The organism is Staphylococcus sp. 11007852 (genome assembly GCF_011394325.1).
Classification (GTDB): Bacteria; Bacillota; Bacilli; order Staphylococcales; family Staphylococcaceae; genus Staphylococcus; species Staphylococcus agnetis.
The window spans coordinates 19,821-44,816 of sequence record NZ_JAANBJ010000012.1; the positions used below are offsets into that span (position 1 = coordinate 19,821).

Below are 24,996 nucleotides of genomic sequence, written 5' to 3' on the forward strand. Positions count from 1 at the left end.
TTACCCCTCCATTAATAATAATTCTGGATTGTTAAGTAAACGCTTGATGTGGTTCATTGCGTTTTGACCAGTTGCACCGTCAATTTGTCTATGGTCAAAGCTTAACGATAATGCTAATACTGGTGCTGCTACAATTTCACCATCTTTTACGATTGGTTTTTGAGCAATACGGCCAATACCTAAAATCGCAACTTCAGGATGGTTAATAACTGGTGTGAACCATTGACCACCTGCAGAACCGATATTACTGATTGTACATGTTGCACCTTTCATTTCATCAGAAGTTAATTTACCGTCACGTGCTTTAACCGCAAGTTCATTAATTTCATCAGAAATTTGGAAGATAGATTTACGATCTGCATGTTTTACCACAGGTACTAATAAGCCTCTGTCTGTATCTGCAGCGATACCAATATTCCAATAGTGTTTGTGTACAACTTCGCCTGCTTCTTCATTGAATGAAGTGTTAAGCGCTGGGTATTTTTTAAGTGCTGACACTAATGCTTTAACAACATATGGTAAGAATGTTAATTTCGTACCTTGTTCAGCTGCGATTTCTTTAAACTTCTTACGGTGATCCCATAATTGTTGAACATCGATTTCATCCATTAATGTTACGTGAGGTGCTGTATGTTTAGAGTTAACCATAGCTTTAGCAATTGCCTTACGCATTGCAGGAATTTTTTCAGTTGTTTCTGGGAAGTCACCTGCTAGCGCTGCTGTAGGTGCTGCAGTTGCTTCTTGAGTAGTTTCAGCTGGTGCTGACGCTTCTTCTTGAGCTGGTGCAGCTTGTCCGCCACCATTTAAGTATGCATCCACATCTTCTTTTGTAATTCTACCATTTTTACCTGTGCCATTAACAGCTTTAATGTTTACATTGTTGTCACGTGCATACTTGCGCACTGAAGGCATTGCTTTAACATGTCTGTTTTCGTCAACTTCTTCATTAGCTGCTGGTTGTTGAGGCGTTTCTTCTTTAGCTTCCTCTTTTACTTCTTCTTTGCTGTCACTTGAGCTATCGTCATCATGACCGCCTTTAAATTGCATTTCTTCAGCATCTGGTGCATCAATTTTAACAATTGTATCACCTACAACTGCCACTGTACCTTCTTCAACAAGAACTTCTTCAACTTTCCCTGAAACAGGTGAAGGGATTTCAACGACAGATTTATCGTTTTGAACTTCACATAGTACATCGTCTTCTTCGATTTGATCTCCAGCTTTTACAAACCACTTTACAATTTCACCTTCGTGGATACCTTCACCAATATCTGGTAATTTAAATTCAAATGCCACGTTGTTTCCTCCTAATTAATCGTTTTAGATTGATAAGTTATAACGGAATAAAGGAATGTTAGTGACGGAAGATGTCATAGAAATCGTGTTCTGCACTGTTATGCTCTACATTCAATCTGTGTTTATCATCTATAATAAAGTTACCTAAAATATAACTTTTCGCCTCTAACCATTCCTATATACCCTTTTGATGACTCGTTTAAGTTAATTAAAATTCAAGAGTTTCTTTTGCTTTTTCGATGATGTCGTTTTTGTTTGGTAACCAAACGTTTTCAGCTTGTGTAAATGGATAGATCGTATCCGGTGCTGAAACACGTCCGATTGGTGCTTCTAATGAAAGTACAGCGCGCTCTGATAATTCAGATACTACGTTTGCACCCACACCCGCTTGTTTTTGAGCTTCTTGAACGACTACCACACGGCCTGTTTTTTCAGTTGATTTAACAATTGTATCAATGTCAAGTGGTTGAACCGTGCGTAAGTCGATTACTTCAACTGAGTGACCTTCTTTTTCAAGTTCTTCAGCTGCTTTTAATGATTCTTGAACCATTGCACCGTAAGTGATGATTGTTAAATCTGAACCTTCACGTTTAACGTTCGCTTTACCAATTTCAATTGTGTACTCTTCTTCAGGTACTTCTTCACGGAATGAACGATATAATTTCATATGCTCTAAGTACACAACTGGGTCGTTGCTACGAATACTTTCGATTAATAAACCTTTAGCATCATATGGACCAGAAGGAATAACGACTTTTAAACCTGGTGATTGCGCTAAAAGACCTTCTAAGTTATCAGCGTGTAATTCTGGTGTATGAACACCACCACCAAATGGTGCACGAACTGTCACAGGCGCAATTTTAGAGTTACCTGAACGGAAACGATGACGTGCGATTTGACCAGCGATTGAGTCAAATACTTCAAATACGAAACCTAAGAATTGTACTTCCATAATTGGACGGTAACCTTGTGTTGATAAACCTAATGCTAGACCACCGATACCTGATTCTGCTAAAGGTGTGTCGAATACACGGTCTTCACCGAATTCTTTTTGTAATCCTTCAGTTACACGGAATACACCACCATTAACACCTACGTCCTCACCAAAAATCAAAGTGTTTTCGTCATTTTTAAGTTCAGTTGCTAGCGCATTGTTAATCGCTTGAACCATTGTCATTTGTGCCATGGCTTACTTCGACTCCTTCTCTTTGTAAATTTCATATTGTTCTTTAAGGTTATATGGCATGTCTTCATACATGATTTCCATTAATGAAGTTACAGATTGTTTTTCAATACCATCTGCTTCTTTAATAGCTGCTTTGATTTCATCTTTAGCTTGCTCGATAACTTCGTTTTCTTTGTCTTCTGACCATAAACCTTTATTTTCTAAGAACTTTCTGAAACGTACGAGTGGGTCTTTTTTCTCCCATTCAGAGTCTTCATCAGAAGTTCTATATTTCGTTGGATCGTCACCAGCCATTGTATGTGGACCATAACGATAAGTCATTGTTTCAATTAGAGTTGGACCTTCGCCTCTAACTGCACGATCACGTGCTTCTTTAGTAGCTTGGTATACCGCTAATGCGTCCATACCATCTACTTGAATACCAGGGATACCTGCAGCAACAGCTTTTTGTGCTAATGTTTGCGCTGCTGTTTGTTTATCACGTGGTGTAGAAATCGCATAGTTATTATTTTGAATAACGAAGATTGCAGGTACTTTGTATGCTGATGCAAAGTTGATACCTTCATAGAAGTCACCTTGTGAAGAACCACCATCACCTGTATACGTAATCGCAACTGCATCTTTACCACGTTTTTTAAGACCTAATGCCACACCAGCAGTTTGAATGTATTGTGCACCGATGATGATTTGTGGGCTCAATGCATTCACGCCTTCAGGGAATTGGTTCCCAACAAAGTGTCCACGTGAGAATAAAAATGCTTTAGTTAATGGTAAACCATGCCAAATTAATTGTGGCACATCACGGTAACCTGGAAGAATGAAGTCTTCTTTTTCTAATGCATATTGAGAAGCAAGTTGAGATGCTTCTTGACCAGCAGTAGGCGCATAGAAACCTAAACGTCCTTGTCTATTTAAAGAAATAGAACGTTGGTCAAGGATACGCGTCCATACCATTCTTCTCATTAATTCAACTAATTGCTCATCTGATAAATCTGGCAACAAATCTTCATTAGTTACATTTCCATCTGCATCTAAGATTTGAACCATTTCAAATTTTGATTCAGTATCTTTCAATACTTGTTCAGCATCGAATTGGGCTTTTAACTTAGCCATTCAATTCACCATACCTTTCCCGTTTTTATATATTTCATCTTTACATAGTTTAACACATTTCATAAGAGCTGTTAAACAGTTTTACACAAGTTCTGTAACAGTTGATAGCATTACAGCGAGCGCAACTGTTATACTAAAATTATAAAACTGTTATACTCTTAAGAGTTGGAAATCTCGTCAATATCACGTTTTTCTTTTTGTACATTTCTGAGTGACTTCGCATATTTGTCAACTTTATTTTTTAATTGTTTTTGTGCTTCTACAATTGATTTTGATTTTTTATCAACTTCATCTTGCGTACCAGACTGACCTGAAAAATACGTGAACAAGTCTTTTTCTTTATTTACTAAATCTTGATAACCTTTTGTGAAGTCAGCGTGATTTTGATATTTCGTGTCGAGTGCTTTAACGAATTCGTCGTATTGCTTTTTCTTATCTTTGTCTTCTATTTTATTAACTTCACTTTTAACTTTTTCGAATTCTTTTTTAGAATTTTTTACTGCATTTTCTTCTTGTTTAATAGTTTTATTTCTTTCTTCTGTATTTTTCAATACTTTTTTAAGATCGTCTTGAAGCGCAGCAGGATTTTTCCCAGTAAACCCTTTTGTGATTTTTTCTTTTTCTTGTTCTAGTTTATTTCTGTTTTGATTAATTTTTTCAAGGGGTTGCTCAGCTTTTTGCATTTTTTCAAGACCGTCATTAACATTTTTTATATGTTCTTTGTCATTATTACAAGCAGCCAATAATACAGTTGTTGCTAAAACAACACTTATCGTTTTCTTTATCTTCATAATCTAAACGTCCTCCTTCTATTCAATGGTAATGGTAATGAAATCATTTGGATAAATCAAACATTATTATTATGACTAGCATATACTTATCTGATATATTATTGTTTAAGGAAGGTGTCAAATATGCTAACAATGAAAGATATTATCCGCGATGGACATCCAACGCTTCGTCAAAGAGCAGAAGAAGTTACATTCCCTTTATCTGCTGAAGACAAAGAAACCTTTTTAGCTATGCAAACATTTTTACGCAATAGCCAAGACCCGGAAATCTCAGAAAAATATCAATTACGCAGTGGGGTTGGCTTAGCTGCACCACAAATCAATGTGCCGAAACGTGCATTTGCGATATATCTACCTGATGATGGTAACGGTAAATCTTATGACATGATAGTGATTAACCCTAAAATCGTTAGTCACAGTGTCCAAGAAGGTTATTTACCTACTGGTGAAGGTTGTTTAAGCGTTGACGAAGATGTACCTGGACTTGTTCATCGTCATTATAGAATTAAAATTAAGGCATTCGATATGGATGGCAATGAATTTAGTTTACGTTTAAAAGGCTATCCAGCAATTGTCTTTCAACATGAACTCGATCATTTAAATGGGGTGATGTTTTTCGATCACATTGATGATCAAAATCCACTTCAACCTCATGCAAATGCGGTCGAAGTATAATGAAACACCTAAGAAGTTGTACGTGATGTACCTTCTTAGGTGTTTTACTTTTTACATAAATTCATCTCTACGTTCAGTATAGCTCACATTTAATGATTTAAGCTCCGCTTTTATGTGCTCAAACGTTTCAACATCTAATATTTCAGGATCATGGTCATGTTTAATATAATGATGATTGTGCGTTAAAGGACTCGGTTCGTTATATTCAAAAAACATTGTTACTTCATTTTCTCTAACTTCAAAATTAATACTCTTTAATGTTTTATCTTCACGCTTTAACTCTTTTTTAAGTTCTTCAATTATGCGGGTATCATTTTTCATTACGCTCACCTATTTTCATTTAAGTACAAGCAATTCATGGAAAGATGCTTACTATAAATGTAGTTTATCACAAACTGCTTTATTTATCTGATTACATAAGGTAAAATAAATACTAACTAGGTCATTGAACGTTGACATTATACATTTAAAATATAGAACGTATGCTTCAATATTTTAGAGTTGTTATCATTCGAATTGAAAACGTATGGTGCATACGTTAATGTAATTCTATGTCAAAGTTACCTTTTCTGCGTAGATACAATCCTATACCCTAATATGATTTATCCCACGCATCGATCGGATTTAAATAATACATATGCAAGTAACTAAGTCTATGAATGTATGGATTGAATGAAGTCTATCTTTACGATTTTACTTATTCAGTTCATGTTTTTTATTTTTACATTAAAACACTTAGATTCATGCATCATAAATATATATTTGCAAATTCTAGGAGGAAATATTATATGGCAATTTTTAAAGTATTTTATCAACATAATCGTGACGAAGTGATTGTTCGCGAAAATACACAAACGATTTATGTTGAAGCAGAAACAGAAGAACAAGTAAGACGTTATTTAAAAGAACGTCATTACAATATCGAATTCATAACTAAATTAGAGGGCGCACATTTAGAATATGAAGAAAAGTCAGAGCATTTCAACGTGGAGCGCGCTGAGTAATGAAGCAACTTCATAAAAACGAAGTGGGAGTATATGCACTTGGTGGTTTAGGTGAGATTGGTAAAAACACTTATGCTGTTGAGTACAAAGATGAAATCGTCATCATTGATGCAGGAATTAAGTTCCCCGATGATAACCTATTAGGTATTGACTATGTCATTCCTGATTATTCTTACCTTGAACAAAACCAAGATAAAATTGTTGGTTTGTTTATTACACATGGTCATGAAGATCACATTGGTGGTGTGCCCTACCTGCTTAAAAAAATCAATGTTCCTATTTATGGCGGCCCACTTGCACTCGGTTTAATCCGTAATAAGCTTGAAGAACATCATCTACTGCGCACAGCATCTTTAAATGAAATTGATGAAGATTCAGTCATCACATCAAAGCATTTTGAAATCAGCTTTTACCTCACAACTCACAGCATACCTGAAACGTACGGTGTAATTGTAGATACACCAGAAGGTAAAATTGTTCATACAGGAGATTTTAAATTCGACTTTACACCTGTAGGCGCTCCAGCAAACATTGCAAAAATGGCACGTCTTGGAGATGAAGGCGTACTATGTTTGTTGTCAGATTCTACAAATTCACTTGTTCCAGACTTTACATTAAGTGAACGTGAAGTAGGTCAAAATGTCGATAAAATTTTCAGGGGTTGTACTGGACGTATTATCTTCGCAACTTTTGCTTCAAATATTTACCGTGTTCAACAAGCTGTTGAAGCTGCCGTTAAATATAATCGCAAAATCGTTACTTTTGGACGTTCAATGGAAAACAATATTAAAATCGGGACAGAGCTTGGTTACATTAAAGCTCCGCCTGAAACTTTTGTAGAACCAAATAAAATTAATAGCATCCCTAAACATGAATTATTAATTTTATGTACAGGCTCTCAAGGTGAACCGATGGCTGCACTTTCACGTATTGCCAATGGAACACATAAGCAAATTAAAATCATTCCTGAAGACACTGTTGTTTTTAGTTCTTCACCGATTCCTGGTAATACAAAAAGCATTAACCGTACAATTAATGCATTGTATCAAGCTGGTGCTGAAGTGATTCACAATAAGATTTCAAACATTCATACGTCAGGTCACGGCTCTCAAGGTGATCAACAATTAATGTTACGTTTAATTCGTCCTAAATACTTCCTACCTATTCACGGGGAGTATCGTATGTTAAAAGCGCATGGACAAACAGGTGTTGATTGTGGTGTAGCTGAAGATAACGTCTTCATTCATGATATCGGAGATGTATTAGCTTTAACGCGCGATTCTGCACGTACTGCTGGACGTATTCCATCTGGTAATATATTAGTAGATGGTAGCGGTATTGGTGATATCGGAAATGTCGTGATTCGAGATCGTAAATTATTATCAGAAGAAGGTTTAGTCATTGTCGTTGTGAGTATTGACTTCAAAACGAATCAATTGCTTTCAGGCCCAGATATTATTTCTCGTGGTTTCGTTTATATGCGTGAATCTGGTCAATTGATTTACGATGCGCAACGTAAAATTAAAAAAGATGTCATTTATAAATTAAATAACAACGACAATATCCAATGGCATCAAATCAAATCATCCATCATCGAAACATTACAACCGTATTTATATGAGAAAACAGCACGTAAACCGATGATTTTACCAGTCATTATGAAAGTCAATGAAGACAAATAAATAGGTTCAAATCAAAACCACCCGCTTTCACGGGTGGTTTTTTGCGACTGAAATCCTCTGACTGGCTACCCCTTATAAAAGTAGTGAGACTGTACGACTTTCTCAGACTCACTTAATACAAGCGCTAATTTTTCTCATTCTCAGACTAAAAAATTTGACGTTTAATCAAGCGGTTTTATCACAAGCGGATTGATCAAGTTAGTATACGACTCATACAAACTATCATCAGTAAAATGAACTGCGTTTTTTTACATTTTTTAATAAACCTTTTCGGGCATACCTTTAAACTAATCGTTCATAAATATAGAGATTGATTACCTGTAAATCACTTTGATTTATCGGGTGATCAATCTCTGCCATTCATACTTTATTTTTCTCTCTCAACTTCATCTATCATCAGTTTAATCATTTTTCTGTTATAACGTGTATTTCAATCATTGCTTGTTCAAAATTAGTTTGATAAAAATATGCTAAACATCATAAAACTTTAATATCGAAAGTGATATTTTTGAGATCTTCGGTATTAATTTCCACATTTTCTCTACCACTTTGTAACGCTTTATGTGTTTCAAGGGTATATCTATCGCCAGATTTTGTATGGATGACAATATCACCTTTCGGAAGTTTATCACCTAAATACAAACCGTAAGACACATGCGCATACCTTACAATATGATCCAACTCTTTAAGTGTAATTTTCCCTTTATTTAATGTGACATTACGCTTAGGCGTGTATGTTGTACCATTAAAAAGGTAAGTGCCGTTAATATTTAAACGCACTTCATTTGATTTCAAAGGTGCATTTGAGTATGCCCAAATTTTTAAGTTCCCTTTTTTATCACCTATTTGAGATTTACTATATCTATCATATAACGATTTAACCGCTGCCGCTTCATTTTGCGAATGTACTCCTTGCACTTCAGGCGTCGCTGCGTGAGTTGTATTTGAAATACTGCCTAAAGCAGCTGTTCCTGTAAATCCAGTTAAAATAATTCCTGCCATCGTAAGTTTTGTTAAGCATTTTAAAGGCATCATTATCTCTCTCCTATCTTAGTTGAATCCAGTTTTTTAAACTGCACATCATGATGTATGTTTATTATATAACTAAAAATTAAAAATAAAATATACAGAATATTAAAGAATCTTAATTAAATCTTAATCCTCGTCAATTCAAGCACTCAAGTTCCATCACAACTCCACTTATAATAGATTGTTTGCATCTGAAGTTGCAGCTAAAGCAACATTATATTCATCGTTAATCAATATATGACTTCATATAAAAAACCGTTGCGACAAACAATCGCAACGGTTTAAATCATCATAAACTATGAGCTCATCCTTACCACTCGTGATTAGAGTAACATACTCTGAGGGACAAGCACTCTTACCATTAAAAAAGCATCTCATGATTGGCCAACTACAATCCATGTTCTCTTAATGTGCCATCTTTTTCTCATAGCGTGTTAAATCATTATCGTGACCAATCATAATTAAAATATCATCAAATTCTAATACCATTTCAGGGTCTGGCGCGACAATAATTTCTTTACCACGTTTAATAGCGATAATATTAATACCGTAGTTGGCACGAATATCTAAATCTACTAAACTTTGTCCTGCTAATTTTTCATTTACTTTCATTTCAATAATAGAGTGTTCATCTGAAAGTTCTAGGTAATCAAGAACTGTGCCGCTCGCTACATTATGTGCAATTCGGCGACCCATGTCACGCTCAGGATGGACAACCGTGTCCGCCCCTATTTTGTTCAATATTTTAGCGTGATAATCATTTTGTGCTTTGGCAGTAACTTTTTTGACGCCTAATTCCTTTAAAATTAACGTCGTCAGTGTACTTGCTTGGATATTTTCACCAATCGCAACGATGACATGATCAAAGTTTCTAATTCCTAAACTTTTCATAACAGCTTCATCTGTTGTATCCGCTACAACTGCATGTGTTGCGATATCACTATATTCATCTACACGATGTTCATCACTATCAATAGCCATCACATCCATATCAAGCGCATTCAGCTCACGTACAATACTTCCGCCGAAACGCCCTAAACCAATTACAACATACTCTTTATCCATGATTTACCTCCGTAATAAGAAAAGATCAAGCATGAAAATGGTAAAGTTAATCTTTGTATTCATACTTTAGATGTCGAAGTTAGTATTATACTTCCACATGTATTCATGATCATTATAACAGTTTGAACGGGTAACTTTCCCGTTCTCATTAACATGCGATATTAATGAATACTCCTATTTTCTACCTCTTACATAGTCTTTGTCAAATACAAATAGTTTAAGCAATAACGCTAATGATGGCAATAATAAAACGAGTCCTAAAATGAATACAATAATAAGTGCAATTGCCATTGAATCATTCGTCACCGCATGATCAATGCGCACATATGGATATAATAAATACGGCAATTTACTTATACCATAACCAAAGAATGCTGTTCCTATTTGAATAATGACAAATATAAACGCCATTCCATGGGCTTTTTTCAAATACGTTAGGATTCCCGCAATTAGAAACGCGATAAAGCTAATGATAAATAACCAACCATACGTAAATACCGCAGTATCAAAATGCGTTTTATTTTGCACACGTAATGATAAAAAGACAAATAATGAAATCATAATCATAGGTGCGCCCCACATGAGAAACCATTTACGTAATAATAAATAAGCTTCTTCATCTTTGGCTCTATGCGCATAAAATGTTAAAAATCCTGATGATACATAAAGGACGGTTACGATTGATAATAAAACAACCGCCCAGCCATATGGGCTTAAAAGTAATGCAATCCAATCCAAGTCAACAAGGTCATTCGATGTACGAATTAAATAGCCTCCTTCAGATATTGTTAAAACCGTTGATAAAGATGCTGGAATTAACAAACCTGAAATCGCATAAATCATCAACCAAGATAATTTTGAATCTTGTCCGTAATTCTCAAAAGCATAAAACGCACCACGTGCCGCTAACAAGATTAAAGCAAGTGAGCCTGGAACAAGTAATGCAGTTCCATAGTAATAAGCTGTATCTGGAAAAAATCCAACAATACCTACGAAGAAAAATACAAAAAATACGTTCGTCACTTCCCAAACAGGGTTTAAATAGCGTTGAATCAGTCCATTAATTTTCTTAGATTCACCAAACAATTTGGCATGCATGGAAAAGAATCCTGCCCCAAAATCGATGGACGCGACAATAATATAGCCGAAGAGGAATAACCATAATACTGTAATACCTATCAATTCATAGCTCATTGAAATTCACCTCTTCTTTCTGCTTGTAACTTAGCGATGTCATCTGAAATCGATTGATTTTTAAACATTCTGACGAGGACAAAGGTCGTTGAGAATAATAAAACGAAATATAATAAGGCAAATAAAAGTGTTATAAAAGGTAGTCCGCCTGCTGTTGTAGCCGCATCTTGAACTTTAAGTATCCCTCTAACCATCCATGGTTGACGTCCTAATTCTGTTAAAAACCAACCAAACTCAATCGCAAGCATACTCGCTGGTCCAGTTAGAAGAATGGCATACAACAACCATTTCTGATGTGGATTCCACTTTTTCACCCATAACGCCACGACGTAAAGTGCTGAAACTACAAAACAAAAAATTCCAAATATAACCATTAAATCAAAGAAATAATGCACAATGAGTGGTGGTAATTCATCTTTTGAAAATTCGTTAAGCCCTTTCACTTTTGTATCAAAACTTGAGTCTGATAAAAAGCTTAACGCACCTGGTATACGTATAGCACCCTTGACTTCTTGGGTAGATTCATCTAAGACACCAAACAACACTAAATCTGCTTTAGATTCTGTATTGAAATGCCATTCGTAGGCGGCCAATTTTTCAGGCTGTTCTTGATGTAAAAATTTAGCCGATAAATCACCTGCAAGCATTGATAACATTGAAAATATTAATCCTGCAATCATCGTCAATTTAAGTGCTTTTTGATGGTAAATCGTATCTTCTTTCACTTTGTTTTTTATCAATTTAAATGCCGCTATTGTTGCTAAAATAAAAGCCATTGTCATGAGTGCTGTTGCAACAACGTGAAATGAGCGCACAAAAAATGACGCATTAAACATTGCGGCAATCGGATCGACGTTGACCATTCTCCCATTTGAAATCTCCATACCTGCTGGTGTATTCATAAACGAATTCACAGATGTTATAAAAAATGCTGAAAATGTGCCACCGATTATGACAGGTATACTAATAATAAAATGTGTCAATTGATTTTTAAATCGATTCCATGTATAAAGATAAATACTTAAAAATATCGCTTCAAAGAAAAACGCAAATGTCTCCATAAATAATGGTAGTGCAATGACATGTCCGCCAATACGCATAAATGTAGGCCATAACAAGGACAACTGAAGCCCAATGATTGTTCCAGTAACTACCCCAACAGCTACTGTAATCGTATAACCTTTCGCCCATCTTTTAGCTAACGCCAAATAGCGTTCACTTTTTTTCTTAATCGCTAAAAATTCAGCGATTGCAAAAAATACTGGCATCCCCACGCCAATCGTTGCAAATATGATATGGACGGCAAGTGTCATTCCAGTTAAAAATCGACTTAATTCAACTGCATCCATTTCATCACTCCTTTTATCTTTTTCCAAAGCAACTTACATTATACTGACACAACAATTGAAACAGAATGTGTATGCTTATTTAATGAGTGACAATTTAATGACATGACGCAAAATTGCCATAATTTACAATTTGACTTTCTAAAAATTAGATTTATAATTTTAAATTCAAAAATATAGCTACGTCATGTATACTGTAATAATTGAGTGAAAAATATGCGCGTAAAGGAAGGTCTGAAGATGCCAAATATCGTTATTTATACGCAAAATGATTGTCCACCTTGCACATTTGTTAAAAATTACTTAACTGAAAAACAAGTTGAATTCGAAGAACGTAATATTTCAAACGCAACCTACCGTCAAGAAATGATTGACTTGGATGCTTTTGCAACACCTTTGATTCTTATTGACGATGAACCTATGTATCAAGTAGATATGGATAAACTTAATCAAAAACTAGGATTATAACAACACAAGGGTGTATGACAACGTTGTCATACACCCTTGTAGTATATTCTATCTTTATGCTTTTGTTGTATACGCATGAACAAGTGACACCACTTCATCCACCGTTGCACACTGAATCGCTTTGTCTGCAAGCTGTTGCATCTCAGTTTGACTTAATTGTTTAATTTGGCGACGCGCTTTTAGAATTGAAGTCGCACTCATTGAGAATTCATCTAATCCTAAACCTAATAGTAATGGAATCGCAGTTTCATCTCCTGCCATTTCACCACACATACCTGTCCATTTACCTTCTTTATGAGAAGCTTCGATGACTTGCTTAACAAGTCTTAAAATCGCAGGATTATAAGGTTGATATAAATACGACACGCGTTCTGACATACGGTCAGCTGCCATAGTATATTGAATTAAGTCGTTCGTTCCGATACTAAAGAAGTCTACTTCTTTCGCAAATACATCTGCAAGTGCTGCAGTAGAAGGAATTTCCACCATAATACCAAGTTCGATATCATCGCTTACGGTAACACCTTCATTTTCAAGATTTGCTTTTTCTTCTAATAATAACGCTTTCGCATCACGGAACTCTTGGACTGTCGCAACCATTGGGAACATGATATTTAATTTTCCATACGTAGAGGCGCGTAATAACGCACGTAATTGCGGACGGAAAATATCAGGTTGATCTAAACATAAACGGATTGCACGATATCCAAGGAATGGATTCATTTCTTCTGGTAAGTTTAGATAAGGTAACTCTTTGTCACCGCCAATATCTAACGTACGAACAACAACGCGTTTGCCATTCATTTCTTCGAGCACTTTTTTATAAGCTTCGAATTGTTCGTCTTCAGTTGGCATATTATCGCGTCCCATGTATAAGAACTCAGTACGATATAAACCGATACCTTCAGCACCGTTATCTTTAACACCTTCTAAATCATTTGGTGTTCCAATGTTTGCAGCTAGCTCAACATGTTGACCATCAAGCGTTTTAGACGCTTCATCACGTAATTTTTTTAATTCTTCACGGTCTGCAAAGAATGATTGACGCTTATGTTGATATGCTTTAAGTTCATCATCTGTTGGATTTACAATGACATCACCAGTTAAACCGTCAACAATCATCATGTCACCTTGTTTAACGTTTGAAGTTATCGTTTTTGTCCCAACAACTGCTGGAATTTCAAGTGAACGACTCATAATTGCAGAATGAGAAGTACGTCCACCAATATTTGTTACAAACCCTTGTACATATTGTTTGTTTAGTTGTGCAGTGTCAGAAGGCGTTAAATCGTGACCTACAATCACTACACTTTCATCAATAATACTTGGATTTGGAAGTTCCACACCTAAAATGTGCGCTAAGACACGTTTAGAAACGTCACGGATATCAGCAGCACGTTCTTTCATGTACTCATTATCCATCGACTCAAAAATCATAATGAAGTTTTGAGTGACTTCCGTTAACGCGTGTGGTGCGCTAGCTTTTTCATCACGAATTTTAGCTTCGATCGGTTGAATTAATTCTGGATCGTCTAAAACAAGTAAATGTGCATCAAAAATAGCCGCTTTATCTGGTCCTAATTGTTCCTCAGCGTTATTTCTAATTTTAGTTAGTTCGATTTTAGAGTTTTTTAATGCTTCATTAAATTTAAGCACTTCTGCTTCAGTATCGTTCGTCGTTGTTTCAGAGAAACTCAAATCTGGTTCGATGAGCATATAGGCTTTAGCAATTGCGACACCGTCAGATGCAGCAATACCTTTCATGATTTCAGACATTATTTTGTTAAACCTTCTTTTGATAAGACTTCAGAAATAGCTTGAATTGCTTCTTTTTCGTCGCTACCATCTGCGTAGATTGTAATTTCAGCGTCTTTACCCACACCTAAGCTCATAACACCCATGATTGATTTTAAGTTAACTTTTTTCGCATTGTATTCTAATTGAATATCAGAATCAAACTTTGAAGCAGTTTGAACTAACATTGTCGCCGGGCGTGCGTGAATTCCTGTTTCGTCAATAATTACATATGATTGTTGTTCCATCTTTTATCTTACTCCTTCTATTCCATAAATTCATTAGCATAAATTTATTTTTAAATTAGCTACTTAGCATTACATTACCAAAAAGTACATTTATTTTCAATTCGAAAATAGTTGTCATGATACGTTTTCTCTTGCTTTTCAACAATTTTTCGTCAATTCAGATAAGAGACTTTACAACATTTTCGCATTTTTGAATATGTTCTTTACCAACTTTCATCATAAAATAGTAACTAATTGATGCTGATACAGCTTGACCTACTAATGGAAACCAACGCGTTTGTTTCGCAGCTGTACGTTTAGCTACGTCGCGTATAACAATGCGCAGGATGCCTTTAGATACTTTTTTACCTATTAATTGGCTACCTTGCAAGCCTGCAGCTATCTTGATGCGGTTTTTCATATCATCTGTCATTTTATTCACTTGTTTATGATCCAAGCCATAAATTTTATTGACATCTTCTATAATATCTTTCATTAGCTTCATATCTACCCCTACATCGAATCCCGGAATAGGTATTACCGTAGCACCTGAAGACACCAATGCTTTTTTCTTAATGACTGATTCTGCGTATTGACGTCTTTTTTCGATTTCAGCTTCTGTTTTCGGTAATGCATCCTTCACTTTAATTTCATCAATATGCATCACTTTATTACTCATTTTTCGCGTCATTTTATCTTTTAAACCCATAACTAGGCCACCTTTCAACGATATAATAACTATATATACCCTTTTTTATCATGCGTTATGCTGTAATGTAACAAATACAACTTTTAAATATTTAGAAGGTTTATAATGTGGGTGTGTTTTAAAATCTTTAGGTAATCCCATCACTTCGTCTAATTGATAGGAAACATTCGCTTGATTCAAAGTTGTTTTAATCGTATTTTTAAATGCATTAAGCGTATACATACTATGATTGGTGCTTAATATCAATGTACCGCCTGGATTGAGTATCTTTAAGGCGTTTTGAATTAATAAGCCATAATCTTTCGTAACAGAAAAGGTCTTCTTTTTGTTTCTAGCGAAGCTTGGTGGATCAATGACAATTGTATCGTACGTATAACCATGTCGTTCCGCATATTTATAATAATCAAACGTGTCCATGACATAAATAGATTGTGAACTAGGGTCAATGCCATTAATACCGAAATTTTCTTCCGTAAGTTGTCGTGAACGATTTGCTAGGTCTACACTTGTCGTTTGTGCCCCATTCGTAGCGGCGATGACAGAAAATGCACCCGTATAACTAAATAAATTCAAGACCCGTTTACCATGACTATAATAATCTCGTAATTTTTTTCTTACTTCTTTTTGGTCTAAAAATATTCCAGTCATTGGGCCATCAACTAAGTGCACATTATAAAAAGTAAAATTTTCTTCAATAATAATTGGAAATTGTGTTTTTTTACCTAACACCCAACCACTTTTAATTTCATCATTTTTAAAACGTGTTTTTTCATAAATAGATTTAAATGGAAAGATGGCTTGTATTGCTTCTAAAATATCGGCTCTAAATTGATAAATGCCTTCAGAATACCATTGAACTAAAAGATGGCCATCATAATAATCAATTGTAAGTCCCCCTACACCATCACCTTCGCCATTAAACAGTCTAAAGGCATTCGTTCCTTCGATGTGATAATAATACGCACGCACATCATGTGCTTGTTGAAATAATGTTTTGAAGAATAACGTATTAATCGCTGTTTCACTATCATAAGATAAAATCCAACCTAATCCTTTATGTTGGCGCCCCACATAACATGTTGCGATAAATTCACCTTTTGATGATTTTAATTGGAAAAGGTCTCCTTCATTCAAACGGTCACTTTTAAAAATATCTGTTTCCACTATTAAAGGATACTGATTGAAATATTTTTCTTCTTTCCCTTTATTTAAAATTGCTGTTTTCATAATGTCAGCCTTTCTTTTATAGCATTTATTTTAGTTTAACATGAATCAAAGGAATCAATGAAAGTCTTTTTATTGGTGTTCATTTCAAATTATCAGAAATGAAAACATCAAAATCTATAATCAAAGCAAATTAAATCAAATAAACAGGATGAGACATTTCAGTCTCATCCTGTTTCAACACCCTCATTAAACGTGATTTTCATGATTTTCAATTTTTTCAGGTGACGGTTGGCGTAATTGGAATACAAAAGCCACAATTGCTGGTATTAACATTAAAACTAAAATTGGTGTAATAAAAATAGATAACATCAATCCGTGAATCAAAATTACGATATATTCTGTTAATAACTTGAAGAACAGAATGCTTATCATAAACAATTTTAAGTAATAATGACTACCTTTCATCATATTTGTAACGGATGTCCATATAAATATCGTCACAATTAATAGTAATAAGAATAAGCTTACCCATTCATAAACATATTGTGTTTGTGATAGTTGCCAATCACCTGATAAAAATAATCCATTGCGGTTTTTAAATTCTACTAAAATGAAGAAAAATAACACAACCCCGCACGCAATGGATACGTATTCTCTTTTTAACCATTTAGGTCGATGTAAGAACGATGGAATGTCATCTTCTTCTAACGTTGCCCAACTCAACCATTTGTCTTTAAAGGCTTCACGTTTACGTCTTAGTTTTTCGATATCAATGCTACGACGTGTACGATATGAAAAGTCTTGCGTAAGTTCATTTGTGCGATCTTGGATATCTTTGAAGTGGTATTTTGATTGACCCGCAAAACTATATTTTTTACTACGAGAATAAGGATTTTCTTCTCCTGTGATTTCTTCTTGCGTCATAGGTAATGCTCGACGTAAAAATAAAAAGTTCCAAATCGCCATTTGGCCAAGCAACCATAATATTACGAAAAACGTGTTAATACTTAATACATCTATAGGCGCAACTTGTCGTTCCTCTATCCGACTATAAAGTGCCAGTTGCCCAATGATATAACAAAGACCATAACTTATGATAATCCATAGATAATGTTTTTTACGATTAAACGGATTAAGTTCATCTTTGTACGTGATATATCCAATATGTATTAAGAATGGAAAAACAAAAACAAAAGCTACAATACCGTAAACTTGTGACATGAATATTAACGTTAAGACAAAATAAATAATACCAATTAATAAAAACAGTATTGAAATATCATAATCAAAACGTGTTGTGTTCGTTAGCGTTCTCCCAATAAAAATCATAAAAAGACCAAATAATAAGATGATAATGCCACTCACTAAAGGTATTTCACCAATATAATTACTCATAACGCGAATAATTTCATTAAAAAAGGCCATAATAAAGTCCCACAAGTTCTCAATGTGAATCGCTGGCTTTTTATGTGCACTGAATTGGTGAATAAGTGGAATATTAAGGAAAATAATAACACTTAATAAAATAGAAACTGCACCGATGATGTAACTGTAGATCACTTCGGTGTATTTATTAAACAAAGACATCCGCTTCACCTCACAATTATTATATACGAAGACGCAGTACATGTCTTTATAAAAAACAAATCTCATTCTTAAGATGGAGAGACGTAAAACGTTGTAAATACACGTATTTTTCAGTTTTTATAAAACAATGTTTATCATACTGCTTTCACTATATTTATTTATATTATCTTTTTAAACACGATTAAAACATACTTTATTCATAAGATTAACGCATTTATTTATTATACCAAAAGTTACATTTGTTTGTTACCCTTCTTTAAATGTTTAATAAATAAATATGTGGGAACTCTTAGAAGTAGATAACATAAAAGGAGAGATGTTATATGTCTAAAGAAGAAATCAAAAAAGCAGCAGAAAATGCTAAAGATAAAGAACAAGAATTAAAAGATAAAAAAGATGATGCTAAAGATGGTGCTAAAGATGGTGCTGAAAAAACGAAAGATGATATCCAAAGCTCTTTTGAATAACGCATCCATTCAATAGCTGTATCTATTCACGGGGTCAGAACGGTTTATGTTCTGACTCCTTTTTTATTAACTGTAGTTTATTTAGATTCTTACACTTATTCGCATATCATTGATTAAATTAGCGTGTCTCAAAATACATTCAATTACCATTCAAACCTTATAACCAGCACTTTTCGTCAACGTTTAATCCACCATTCGATTCCACGCATTGACATTTAGTGACGTCGGGTGTATAGTGACGTTAATCAATTCAATAAACACACACTAGGGGTGTGCAAACTGAGATGAGGTCATCACCTCAAACCCTTTGAACCTGAACTAGATGATACTAGCGTAGGGAAGTGTGAAGATAAACTCTAAATGATTCACAATACGTCTGTTATTTGTGACCTTTCATTTGGTGTTCTATTTACACGCCCACGCACAGTACCTTGTTTAGGTGCTGTGTTTTTGTATATATAGGAGGATGTTTATGCGTTCAAAACGAAAAGGTTTAACATTATCTGACATATTAGTTACAGTGTTAATCTCTGTCATTTTTGCTGTTATTTATAATCTTTGGTGGGTGGCATACTATACCGTTCAACCTCTCGGCTTACATCTTGATCAATTGATGTATGGCATGTGGTTTGCAGCTGCTGTTGTGGCCTACCTTATCATTCCGAAAATGGGGATTGCTTTAATCGCTGAATTTGCAGCAGGTGCAGGAGAAACAATTATTATGGGCCGCTTTGATATTCCTACGATTATTTATGCCCTACTCCAAGGTTTAGCATGTGAAATTGTTTTTGCGATTTTTAAATATCAATCACGTGCATTTATGGTAAGTGTTTTAGCAGGGATGGCAGCAGCCATTATTAGTTTTCCAGTTGATTGGTATTATGGCTATTTAAATGAAGTTGCCGCTTGGAATTTAATTTTACTTATTATATTCCGTTTACTCAGTGGTGCTGTTTTAGCAGGGGTATTTCCTTATTATCTTGTGAAAGCATTAGACAAAACAGGTGTTACCAAACTATTCCGCCCTGCATCTAAAGAAGATTATGATGCATTATAAGGAGCATTCATCGTGTTAAAAGCTACAAATTTACGTTTAAAATACCCTAATGGTCCTAAAAAAATTTTTGATGGGCTGAACATCGAAATTAAAGAAAAAGAAAAAGTACTTTTACTCGGTCCCTCAGGTTCTGGTAAGAGTACGTTGTTGAATGTCTTAAGTGGCATCGTACCCAACTTAATCGATTTACCTATGAAATATGATGACTTAAAGGTTGCCAAAAATGCTGGAGTTATTTTTCAGGATCCTGATTCTCAATTTTGTATGCCACAGGTGAATGAAGAACTTGCGTTTGTGTTAGAGAACCTTCAAGTCCCCCAAAATGAAATGGATCAAAAAATTTCAAAAGTTTTGGAGCAAGTACAATTAGATGTTCATCCTAAGCATGCGATACATCGATTAAGTGGAGGAATGAAGCAAAAACTAGCGGTTGCAGGCACCCTTTTACAAAAAGCGGATACGTTGTTTTTAGATGAGCCTACAGCCATGTTAGATACTGAAGCAACTGAAAATTTATGGACATTGTTAAAAACGTTATGGGAAGATCAAACAGTATTAATTGTTGAACATAAAGTAGAACATATATGGGATGTTGTCGATCGTGTTATTTTAATGAATCATGACGGACAAATAATTCAGGATGGAACACCTTCTGACATCCTCACCCATTTTGAAGAGACCTTAACAGATTACGGCGTGTGGCACCCTAGAGCATGGCAAGTCGCTCCACCGGTTGTCCAACACAATACACATTCTAATTTTCGTCTTACTTTTAAAAATGGCATCATCAAACGAGGCAAAAAGCACTTATATTCAGTAGACACTTTTCAAGTGCAATCAGGTGATTGGATTGTAATTACTGGAAAAAACGGAGCAGGCAAGACTACTTTTTTTGAATCACTGATGCAACTCATCCCGTATGAAGGTAGCCTTACATTCAATGACACTCCCATTCGTAAACTTAAAACCGCTTCATGTCATATGTTTTTGGTTTATCAAAATCCTGAGCTTCAATGTTTACAAAATTCAGTTTATGATGAAATTTTCATTAATTTCAAGCATCAAAATGCCGAAGATGCCCATGAAGCAACTGTAGAAATGTTAACATTACTGGATTTAATTCATGTTAAATCTCAACATCCCTTTGAACTTTCAATGGGTCAAAAACGCCGTTTAAGTGTTGCGATTGCGTTAAGTACATCCGCAGATATCATCTTGTTAGATGAACCTACATTTGGGTTAGATAGTCATAATACATTTAAACTTATTGATTTATTTCAACAACGTATTCAACAAGGCCAGGCCATTATAATGAATACGCACGATCCAGAAATCATTCAACGTTATCCCACACATCATTACATCATAGAAAATGGAAAAATGTTTGAAAGTAAGGTGACAACATGATTGAATCTTGGAAGTCATATCGAACATTTATGGATAAAGTCAATATAATAACGAAGTTGTTTCTAGGTATCGCATTATTCGTATTTGTGATTTTCGTACATAATTTTGATACGATGCTATACCTTGTCTCACTCATGTTTCTTTTGACTTTGATACTCAGTGGTGCTAAATTCCGAGTTTTATTTATTTTCATCACACTGAGTACATTGTTTGCCATCAGTTCATCACTTTTTATGATTTTTTACGGTAATGGACATCATGAGCTCTTCAAAATTGGATTTATTCGCATTACGGAAGAAAGTCTCGTTCGTGGGTTGCACTTATCTCTAAGAACGTTGGTCATTAGCTTTTTTGGTTTAGCTATCGCGTTTACGTCGCAAGTTATTATGATTTTTTATAGCTTTATGCAACATCTACGCGTCAAACCTAAAATCGCATATGCATTTATGGCTGCTTTTCGGATGTTACCGTTAATTATGGAATCTTTTATCCAATTGAGACATGCCCTTAAAATGCGTTATCAAATGATTCAAAAATCTCATTATCGTGGTACAAAACGGTTTTATCATATTTTAATACCTTTATTAAGTCAGAACATGCGTAAAGCGCATCGTCTTTCTGTCGCAATGGAAATGAAAGGATTCAAAGATGGACCGCGAACGTATTATTATGATGCGCCTTTTAGTTACCGCGATATATTACTTATCGTTTCTATCATTGGTATCGTACTCTGTGCTTTAATGTTGAGTCATTATATACCGATTACTGGCATTACGGATGTACGATAGGTGCTTTGCGTTTTCACGATCTCGATGATGTGAAAAGGCACACCATTTCCTTTCCTACCTTTCCATCTGCAAAGGAAATAACCCGTTTAAAGAGCCCTTCTCACACTTATTGTGTTTGAAGGGCTCTCATGATATATATCGCTAAATGGTATAACTTATACTTCCAATTATGTGGTGACAAATGATGCAACAAATAAGTCTTATTTTAATGCTTTATTGGCAATATCTTTACGATAAAATAATGCGTCGTTTTCAATTTTAGAAACACGTTGATATGCTAATTCTTGGGCTTTTTGGATCGTATCACCTTCACCTAAAGCAAGAATGACACGCCCGCCACTTGTCACAAAATTTTGTGCCTCATCCTTTTTCAACCCACTTACAAAATAATGCTCTAAATCTTCTTCAAAACCAGTCACGTGATGACCTTTTTCATAAGAAGCAGGATAGCCTTTAGATGCTAACATCACACCCACAACCGATTCAGACTTCCATTTTTGTGAAATAGGCTTTTTGTCTTTTAACTCTAAAATATGTGCCATCAAATCACTTTCAAGACGCGTTAATAACACTTGTGCCTCAGGGTCACCAAAACGTGCATTGAACTCTATCACTTTAGGTCCTTCTTTCGTTAAAATAGCACCAATATATAGAATACCAAAATAATGGTAACCTTCTGCTTTTAACGCTTTAGCAATGGGTTGAGCAATACGATCATTCGTTTGACGTAAAACGTCATCACTAATATGCGGAACGGGACAATACGCACCCATACCACCTGTGTTAGGTCCTTGATCACCATCATAAGCACGCTTATGGTCTTGTGCAATCGTTTCAAATGGAACAGCATAGTCCCCATTCACAAATGTCATGACTGAAAATTCTTCGCCTTCCAAAAAGGCTTCAAATACCACTTTATCATTGTCATTTGGATATAACGTATGCACGGCATCGACGGCCTCTTCACGTGTATGTGCAATGATAACGCCTTTCCCCGCTGCTAAACCATCCTTTTTTAATACCACAGGTAATGCGCACGTATCAACATAGTTTAACGCTTCATTTTTGTCATTAATTTCACGATAGTCTGCCGTTGGAATATCGTATTTTTTCATTAAATTTTTGGCAAACGTTTTAGATCCTTCTATTTGGGCTGCTGCTTGATTTGGCCCAAACACTGAGATGCCTGCCTCAATTAATAAATCTGCTAACCCATCTGTAAGAGGTTGCTCAGGACCAATAATCACCCACTCAATCGCATGATTCTTAGCAAAATCAAGAATGGCATCATGGTTTGTTTCAGCAATTTCTGAATGAATGTTTGCTATAGAAGTCATCGCATCATTACCCGGAATGACATCAATATGTGTAACAAGTTTCGATTGATTTAATTTATGCACAAGCGCATGTTCACGACCGCCACTACCAATAACGAGTATTTTCATTTTTAGTTCCTCCATTAATGTTTAAAATGACGTACACCTGTTGTCACCATAGTGATGCCATAACGGTTTGCCATATCTATAGAATCTTGATCTTTGATGGAGCCACCAGGTTGAATAATTGCTTTGATGCCTGCTTTGGCGGCAAGTTCGACTGTATCGTCCATTGGGAAAAAGCCATCTGAAGCTAAAGCAACTTGGTCATTCATTTCAATGGCTTGACGAATGGCAATGTCTGCTGCACCGACGCGGTTCATCTGACCCGCACCCACACCTACAGTTTGATGGTCATTCGCAAGGACAATCGCGTTACTTTTAACCGCTTTTGCCACTTCCCATCCTAGCAACAATGCGTCCCATTGTGCTTCTGTAGGTTGTACATCCGTAACAACTTTCATCTCTTTGCGCGCCGTTTGTACATCATCTTTATCTTGGACTAAATAACCACCAGATACAGAAACAAACTCTTGTTCACCAAAGATAGGCGCCATATCAATTTGAAGTAAACGAATATTTTTCTTTTGAGACAAGATCTCTAGTGCTTCTTCATCGTATGATGGCGCAATGATTACTTCTAAGAAAATCTCATGTAATTGTTGAGCCAATGCTTTAGTTACTGTTCTATTAAGTGCAACGATACCCCCGAAAATAGATGTCGAATCTGCTTGAAATGCATGTTCGAAAGCTTTTTCGATTGTTGCACCAAGCCCTACTCCACATGGATTCATATGTTTCACCGCAACAGCTGCTGGCTCGTCAAATCGTTTTACAAGTGTTAACGCCGCATCTGCATCTTTAATGTTGTTGTAACTTAGAGGTTTGCCATGATGTTGCACAGCACCTGCTAAAGTATTAGATGCTTCAGAGGTACGTACAAAATATGCGTTTTGTTGTGGGTTTTCACCGTAACGTAATGCTTCTTTATTCTGACTAAAGTGATTAACAATGGCTTGGTCATATTCTGCAGTATGTTGATATACTTTTAACATTAATGATTTACGAAATGCTTCATCTAAAGTATTCGATTTTAAACGCTGTAACACTTCATCGTAATCTTCACTATGCACCACTGTTGTCACGTGCTTAAAGTTTTTTGCCGCTGCACGGAGCATCGTTGGCCCGCCAATATCAATGTTTTCAATGGCATCTGCTTCTGATACATCTGGATTTTCCACTGTCTTTTGGAAAGGATATAAATTGACGACAACCATGTCAATAAGGTCGATATCTTGTGCTTTTAATTGCTCTAAATGTTCTTGTTTGTCACGATCAGCTAAAATCCCGCCGTGAACAGCAGGGTGTAATGTTTTCACACGTCCATCCATTATTTCATCAAAATGCGTTAAATCTGAAACGGAAGCAACAGGTATGCCTGCAGATTCAATAGCGCGTAATGTTCCACCTGTTGAAAATAATGCAAAGCCTTGATCAACAAGTCCTTTAGCAAAATCTTCTATTCCTGTTTTATCTGACACACTTAAAATCGCTTTTTTCATTTAGAA

24 protein-coding genes and 1 riboswitch are annotated in these 24,996 nt (G+C 35.4%); of the genes, 8 read left to right on the forward strand and 16 right to left on the reverse strand.

Annotated elements, in window-relative coordinates; genetic code table 11:
• The 4 genes from G8Y85_RS03280 to G8Y85_RS03295 all read right to left on the reverse strand — a co-directional run bounded on the left by G8Y85_RS03280 (position 1) and on the right by G8Y85_RS03295 (position 4,386).
• Complete coding sequence (locus G8Y85_RS03280) at positions 1–1,296, reverse strand: 2-oxo acid dehydrogenase subunit E2 (RefSeq protein ID WP_165805418.1); 1,296 nt, start codon at positions 1,294–1,296, stop codon at positions 1–3.
• Positions 1,297–1,504: 208 nt separating this feature from the next.
• Complete coding sequence (locus G8Y85_RS03285; protein WP_037566049.1) at positions 1,505–2,482, reverse strand: alpha-ketoacid dehydrogenase subunit beta; 978 nt, start codon at positions 2,480–2,482, stop codon at positions 1,505–1,507.
• Positions 2,483–2,485: 3 nt separating this feature from the next.
• Positions 2,486–3,595, reverse strand: a complete 1,110-nt coding sequence (gene pdhA / locus G8Y85_RS03290; RefSeq protein ID WP_037566047.1) for a pyruvate dehydrogenase (acetyl-transferring) E1 component subunit alpha — start codon at positions 3,593–3,595, stop codon at positions 2,486–2,488.
• A gap of 158 nt (positions 3,596–3,753) precedes the next feature.
• Positions 3,754–4,386 (reverse strand): YkyA family protein, encoded by a 633-nt coding sequence (locus G8Y85_RS03295; RefSeq protein ID WP_103346288.1) that lies wholly within the window; start codon positions 4,384–4,386, stop codon positions 3,754–3,756.
• Positions 4,387–4,509: 123 nt separating this feature from the next.
• Here G8Y85_RS03295 and def point away from each other — a divergent pair, with 123 nt between their 5' ends.
• On the forward strand, positions 4,510–5,061 hold the full coding sequence (gene def, locus G8Y85_RS03300) for a peptide deformylase (protein WP_060550805.1): 552 nt from the start codon (positions 4,510–4,512) through the stop codon (positions 5,059–5,061).
• A gap of 51 nt (positions 5,062–5,112) precedes the next feature.
• Here def and G8Y85_RS03305 read toward each other — a convergent pair whose 3' ends face one another.
• Complete coding sequence (locus G8Y85_RS03305; protein ID WP_037566041.1) at positions 5,113–5,382, reverse strand: hypothetical protein; 270 nt, start codon at positions 5,380–5,382, stop codon at positions 5,113–5,115.
• Positions 5,383–5,849: 467 nt separating this feature from the next.
• Here G8Y85_RS03305 and G8Y85_RS03310 point away from each other — a divergent pair, with 467 nt between their 5' ends.
• On the forward strand, positions 5,850–6,065 hold the full coding sequence (locus G8Y85_RS03310; RefSeq protein ID WP_037566038.1) for a DNA-dependent RNA polymerase subunit epsilon: 216 nt from the start codon (positions 5,850–5,852) through the stop codon (positions 6,063–6,065).
• A complete protein-coding gene (gene rnjA, locus G8Y85_RS03315; protein ID WP_037566035.1) occupies positions 6,065–7,747 on the forward strand; it encodes a ribonuclease J1 in 1,683 nt (560 codons plus the stop codon). The genes G8Y85_RS03310 and rnjA overlap by 1 nt, the downstream gene beginning before the upstream one ends.
• A 477-nt stretch (positions 7,748–8,224) precedes the next feature.
• Here the strand turns inward: rnjA and selX are convergent, their stop codons facing one another.
• From selX to G8Y85_RS03335, 4 genes are all read right to left on the reverse strand, one after another.
• Positions 8,225–8,782 (reverse strand): enterotoxin-like toxin X, encoded by a 558-nt coding sequence (selX, locus tag G8Y85_RS03320; protein ID WP_245203102.1) that lies wholly within the window; start codon positions 8,780–8,782, stop codon positions 8,225–8,227.
• 399 nt (positions 8,783–9,181) lie between these two features.
• Complete coding sequence (locus G8Y85_RS03325) at positions 9,182–9,841, reverse strand: potassium channel family protein (RefSeq protein ID WP_037566031.1); 660 nt, start codon at positions 9,839–9,841, stop codon at positions 9,182–9,184.
• A 174-nt stretch (positions 9,842–10,015) separates the two neighbouring features.
• Entirely contained in the window at positions 10,016–11,035 is a 1,020-nt protein-coding gene (locus G8Y85_RS03330; RefSeq protein ID WP_103345657.1) for a cytochrome d ubiquinol oxidase subunit II, read from the reverse strand.
• Positions 11,032–12,384, reverse strand: a complete 1,353-nt coding sequence (locus tag G8Y85_RS03335) for a cytochrome ubiquinol oxidase subunit I (protein WP_107370556.1) — start codon at positions 12,382–12,384, stop codon at positions 11,032–11,034. The genes G8Y85_RS03330 and G8Y85_RS03335 overlap by 4 nt, the downstream gene beginning before the upstream one ends.
• A 237-nt stretch (positions 12,385–12,621) precedes the next feature.
• Between G8Y85_RS03335 and G8Y85_RS03340 the strand changes: the two genes are divergently transcribed.
• Positions 12,622–12,849, forward strand: coding sequence for a glutaredoxin family protein (locus G8Y85_RS03340; RefSeq protein ID WP_060550800.1), 228 nt, complete (start codon positions 12,622–12,624; stop codon positions 12,847–12,849).
• Positions 12,850–12,903: 54 nt separating this feature from the next.
• On the opposite strand, the gene ptsP is transcribed toward G8Y85_RS03340, so the two are convergent.
• The 5 genes from ptsP to auxA all read right to left on the reverse strand — a co-directional run bounded on the left by ptsP (position 12,904) and on the right by auxA (position 18,333).
• Positions 12,904–14,625 carry a phosphoenolpyruvate--protein phosphotransferase gene (gene ptsP, locus G8Y85_RS03345; RefSeq protein WP_037566023.1) on the reverse strand — a complete coding sequence of 574 codons (1,722 nt, stop codon included), beginning with the start codon at positions 14,623–14,625 and terminating at the stop codon, positions 12,904–12,906.
• Positions 14,625–14,891, reverse strand: a complete 267-nt coding sequence (locus tag G8Y85_RS03350; RefSeq protein WP_037566021.1) for a phosphocarrier protein HPr — start codon at positions 14,889–14,891, stop codon at positions 14,625–14,627. The genes ptsP and G8Y85_RS03350 overlap by 1 nt, the downstream gene beginning before the upstream one ends.
• 157 nt (positions 14,892–15,048) lie before the next feature.
• Positions 15,049–15,579: a hypothetical protein gene (locus G8Y85_RS03355; protein WP_037566018.1), complete on the reverse strand. Its 531-nt coding sequence runs from the start codon at positions 15,577–15,579 to the stop codon at positions 15,049–15,051.
• A 48-nt stretch (positions 15,580–15,627) separates the two neighbouring features.
• Positions 15,628–16,806, reverse strand: coding sequence for a class I SAM-dependent rRNA methyltransferase (locus tag G8Y85_RS03360; RefSeq protein ID WP_165805419.1), 1,179 nt, complete (start codon positions 16,804–16,806; stop codon positions 15,628–15,630).
• A 186-nt stretch (positions 16,807–16,992) separates the two neighbouring features.
• Positions 16,993–18,333, reverse strand: coding sequence for a lipoteichoic acid stability factor AuxA (auxA, locus tag G8Y85_RS03365; protein WP_103345495.1), 1,341 nt, complete (start codon positions 18,331–18,333; stop codon positions 16,993–16,995).
• 323 nt (positions 18,334–18,656) lie between these two features.
• Here auxA and graF point away from each other — a divergent pair, with 323 nt between their 5' ends.
• The 4 genes from graF (at position 18,657) to G8Y85_RS03385 (ending at position 22,052) form a co-directional block, all read left to right on the forward strand.
• A complete protein-coding gene (graF, locus tag G8Y85_RS03370; protein ID WP_165805420.1) occupies positions 18,657–18,800 on the forward strand; it encodes a glycopeptide resistance-associated protein GraF in 144 nt (47 codons plus the stop codon).
• Positions 18,801–19,056: 256 nt separating this feature from the next.
• Positions 19,057–19,157, forward strand: a riboswitch (TPP riboswitch).
• 115 nt (positions 19,158–19,272) lie between these two features.
• Positions 19,273–19,857 (forward strand): ECF transporter S component, encoded by a 585-nt coding sequence (locus G8Y85_RS03375; RefSeq protein WP_037566014.1) that lies wholly within the window; start codon positions 19,273–19,275, stop codon positions 19,855–19,857.
• Positions 19,858–19,869: 12 nt separating this feature from the next.
• On the forward strand, positions 19,870–21,264 hold the full coding sequence (locus tag G8Y85_RS03380) for an ATP-binding cassette domain-containing protein (protein ID WP_165805421.1): 1,395 nt from the start codon (positions 19,870–19,872) through the stop codon (positions 21,262–21,264).
• Positions 21,261–22,052: an energy-coupling factor transporter transmembrane component T family protein gene (locus G8Y85_RS03385; RefSeq protein WP_103345493.1), complete on the forward strand. Its 792-nt coding sequence runs from the start codon at positions 21,261–21,263 to the stop codon at positions 22,050–22,052. Before G8Y85_RS03380 ends, G8Y85_RS03385 begins: the two co-directional genes overlap by 4 nt.
• Before the next feature lie 200 nt (positions 22,053–22,252).
• Here the strand turns inward: G8Y85_RS03385 and purD are convergent, their stop codons facing one another.
• Together purD and purH are read right to left on the reverse strand one after the other, a co-directional pair.
• The gene (gene purD, locus G8Y85_RS03390; protein ID WP_060550793.1) at positions 22,253–23,497 is read right to left on the reverse strand and encodes a phosphoribosylamine--glycine ligase; all 1,245 of its coding nucleotides are present in this window, start codon (positions 23,495–23,497) and stop codon (positions 22,253–22,255) included.
• 14 nt (positions 23,498–23,511) lie between these two features.
• A complete protein-coding gene (gene purH / locus G8Y85_RS03395; RefSeq protein WP_103345492.1) occupies positions 23,512–24,990 on the reverse strand; it encodes a bifunctional phosphoribosylaminoimidazolecarboxamide formyltransferase/IMP cyclohydrolase in 1,479 nt (492 codons plus the stop codon).
• Positions 24,991–24,996: the final 6 nt, after the last annotated feature.

What these genes read in the sequence shown, in the direction of transcription:
- selX (WP_245203102.1), bottom strand. Translation starts at nt 8,782, where the DNA reads ATGATGCCTTTAAAATGCTTAACAAAACTTACGATGGCAGGAATTATT.
- pdhA (WP_037566047.1), bottom strand. Translation starts at nt 3,595, where the DNA reads ATGGCTAAGTTAAAAGCCCAATTCGATGCTGAACAAGTATTGAAAGAT.
- G8Y85_RS03305 (WP_037566041.1), bottom strand. Translation starts at nt 5,382, where the DNA reads ATGAAAAATGATACCCGCATAATTGAAGAACTTAAAAAAGAGTTAAAG.
- G8Y85_RS03295 (WP_103346288.1), bottom strand. Translation starts at nt 4,386, where the DNA reads ATGAAGATAAAGAAAACGATAAGTGTTGTTTTAGCAACAACTGTATTA.
- G8Y85_RS03360 (WP_165805419.1), bottom strand. Translation starts at nt 16,806, where the DNA reads ATGAAAACAGCAATTTTAAATAAAGGGAAAGAAGAAAAATATTTCAAT.
- auxA (WP_103345495.1), bottom strand. Translation starts at nt 18,333, where the DNA reads ATGTCTTTGTTTAATAAATACACCGAAGTGATCTACAGTTACATCATC.
- G8Y85_RS03350 (WP_037566021.1), bottom strand. Translation starts at nt 14,891, where the DNA reads ATGGAACAACAATCATATGTAATTATTGACGAAACAGGAATTCACGCA.
- G8Y85_RS03285 (WP_037566049.1), bottom strand. Translation starts at nt 2,482, where the DNA reads ATGGCACAAATGACAATGGTTCAAGCGATTAACAATGCGCTAGCAACT.
- G8Y85_RS03375 (WP_037566014.1), top strand. Translation starts at nt 19,273, where the DNA reads ATGCGTTCAAAACGAAAAGGTTTAACATTATCTGACATATTAGTTACA.
- def (WP_060550805.1), top strand. Translation starts at nt 4,510, where the DNA reads ATGCTAACAATGAAAGATATTATCCGCGATGGACATCCAACGCTTCGT.
- G8Y85_RS03385 (WP_103345493.1), top strand. Translation starts at nt 21,261, where the DNA reads ATGATTGAATCTTGGAAGTCATATCGAACATTTATGGATAAAGTCAAT.
- purH (WP_103345492.1), bottom strand. Translation starts at nt 24,990, where the DNA reads ATGAAAAAAGCGATTTTAAGTGTGTCAGATAAAACAGGAATAGAAGAT.
- G8Y85_RS03335 (WP_107370556.1), bottom strand. Translation starts at nt 12,384, where the DNA reads ATGGATGCAGTTGAATTAAGTCGATTTTTAACTGGAATGACACTTGCC.
- G8Y85_RS03330 (WP_103345657.1), bottom strand. Translation starts at nt 11,035, where the DNA reads ATGAGCTATGAATTGATAGGTATTACAGTATTATGGTTATTCCTCTTC.
- purD (WP_060550793.1), bottom strand. Translation starts at nt 23,497, where the DNA reads ATGAAAATACTCGTTATTGGTAGTGGCGGTCGTGAACATGCGCTTGTG.
- G8Y85_RS03310 (WP_037566038.1), top strand. Translation starts at nt 5,850, where the DNA reads ATGGCAATTTTTAAAGTATTTTATCAACATAATCGTGACGAAGTGATT.
- graF (WP_165805420.1), top strand. Translation starts at nt 18,657, where the DNA reads ATGTCTAAAGAAGAAATCAAAAAAGCAGCAGAAAATGCTAAAGATAAA.
- G8Y85_RS03355 (WP_037566018.1), bottom strand. Translation starts at nt 15,579, where the DNA reads ATGGGTTTAAAAGATAAAATGACGCGAAAAATGAGTAATAAAGTGATG.
- G8Y85_RS03340 (WP_060550800.1), top strand. Translation starts at nt 12,622, where the DNA reads ATGCCAAATATCGTTATTTATACGCAAAATGATTGTCCACCTTGCACA.
- G8Y85_RS03325 (WP_037566031.1), bottom strand. Translation starts at nt 9,841, where the DNA reads ATGGATAAAGAGTATGTTGTAATTGGTTTAGGGCGTTTCGGCGGAAGT.
- rnjA (WP_037566035.1), top strand. Translation starts at nt 6,065, where the DNA reads ATGAAGCAACTTCATAAAAACGAAGTGGGAGTATATGCACTTGGTGGT.
- ptsP (WP_037566023.1), bottom strand. Translation starts at nt 14,625, where the DNA reads ATGTCTGAAATCATGAAAGGTATTGCTGCATCTGACGGTGTCGCAATT.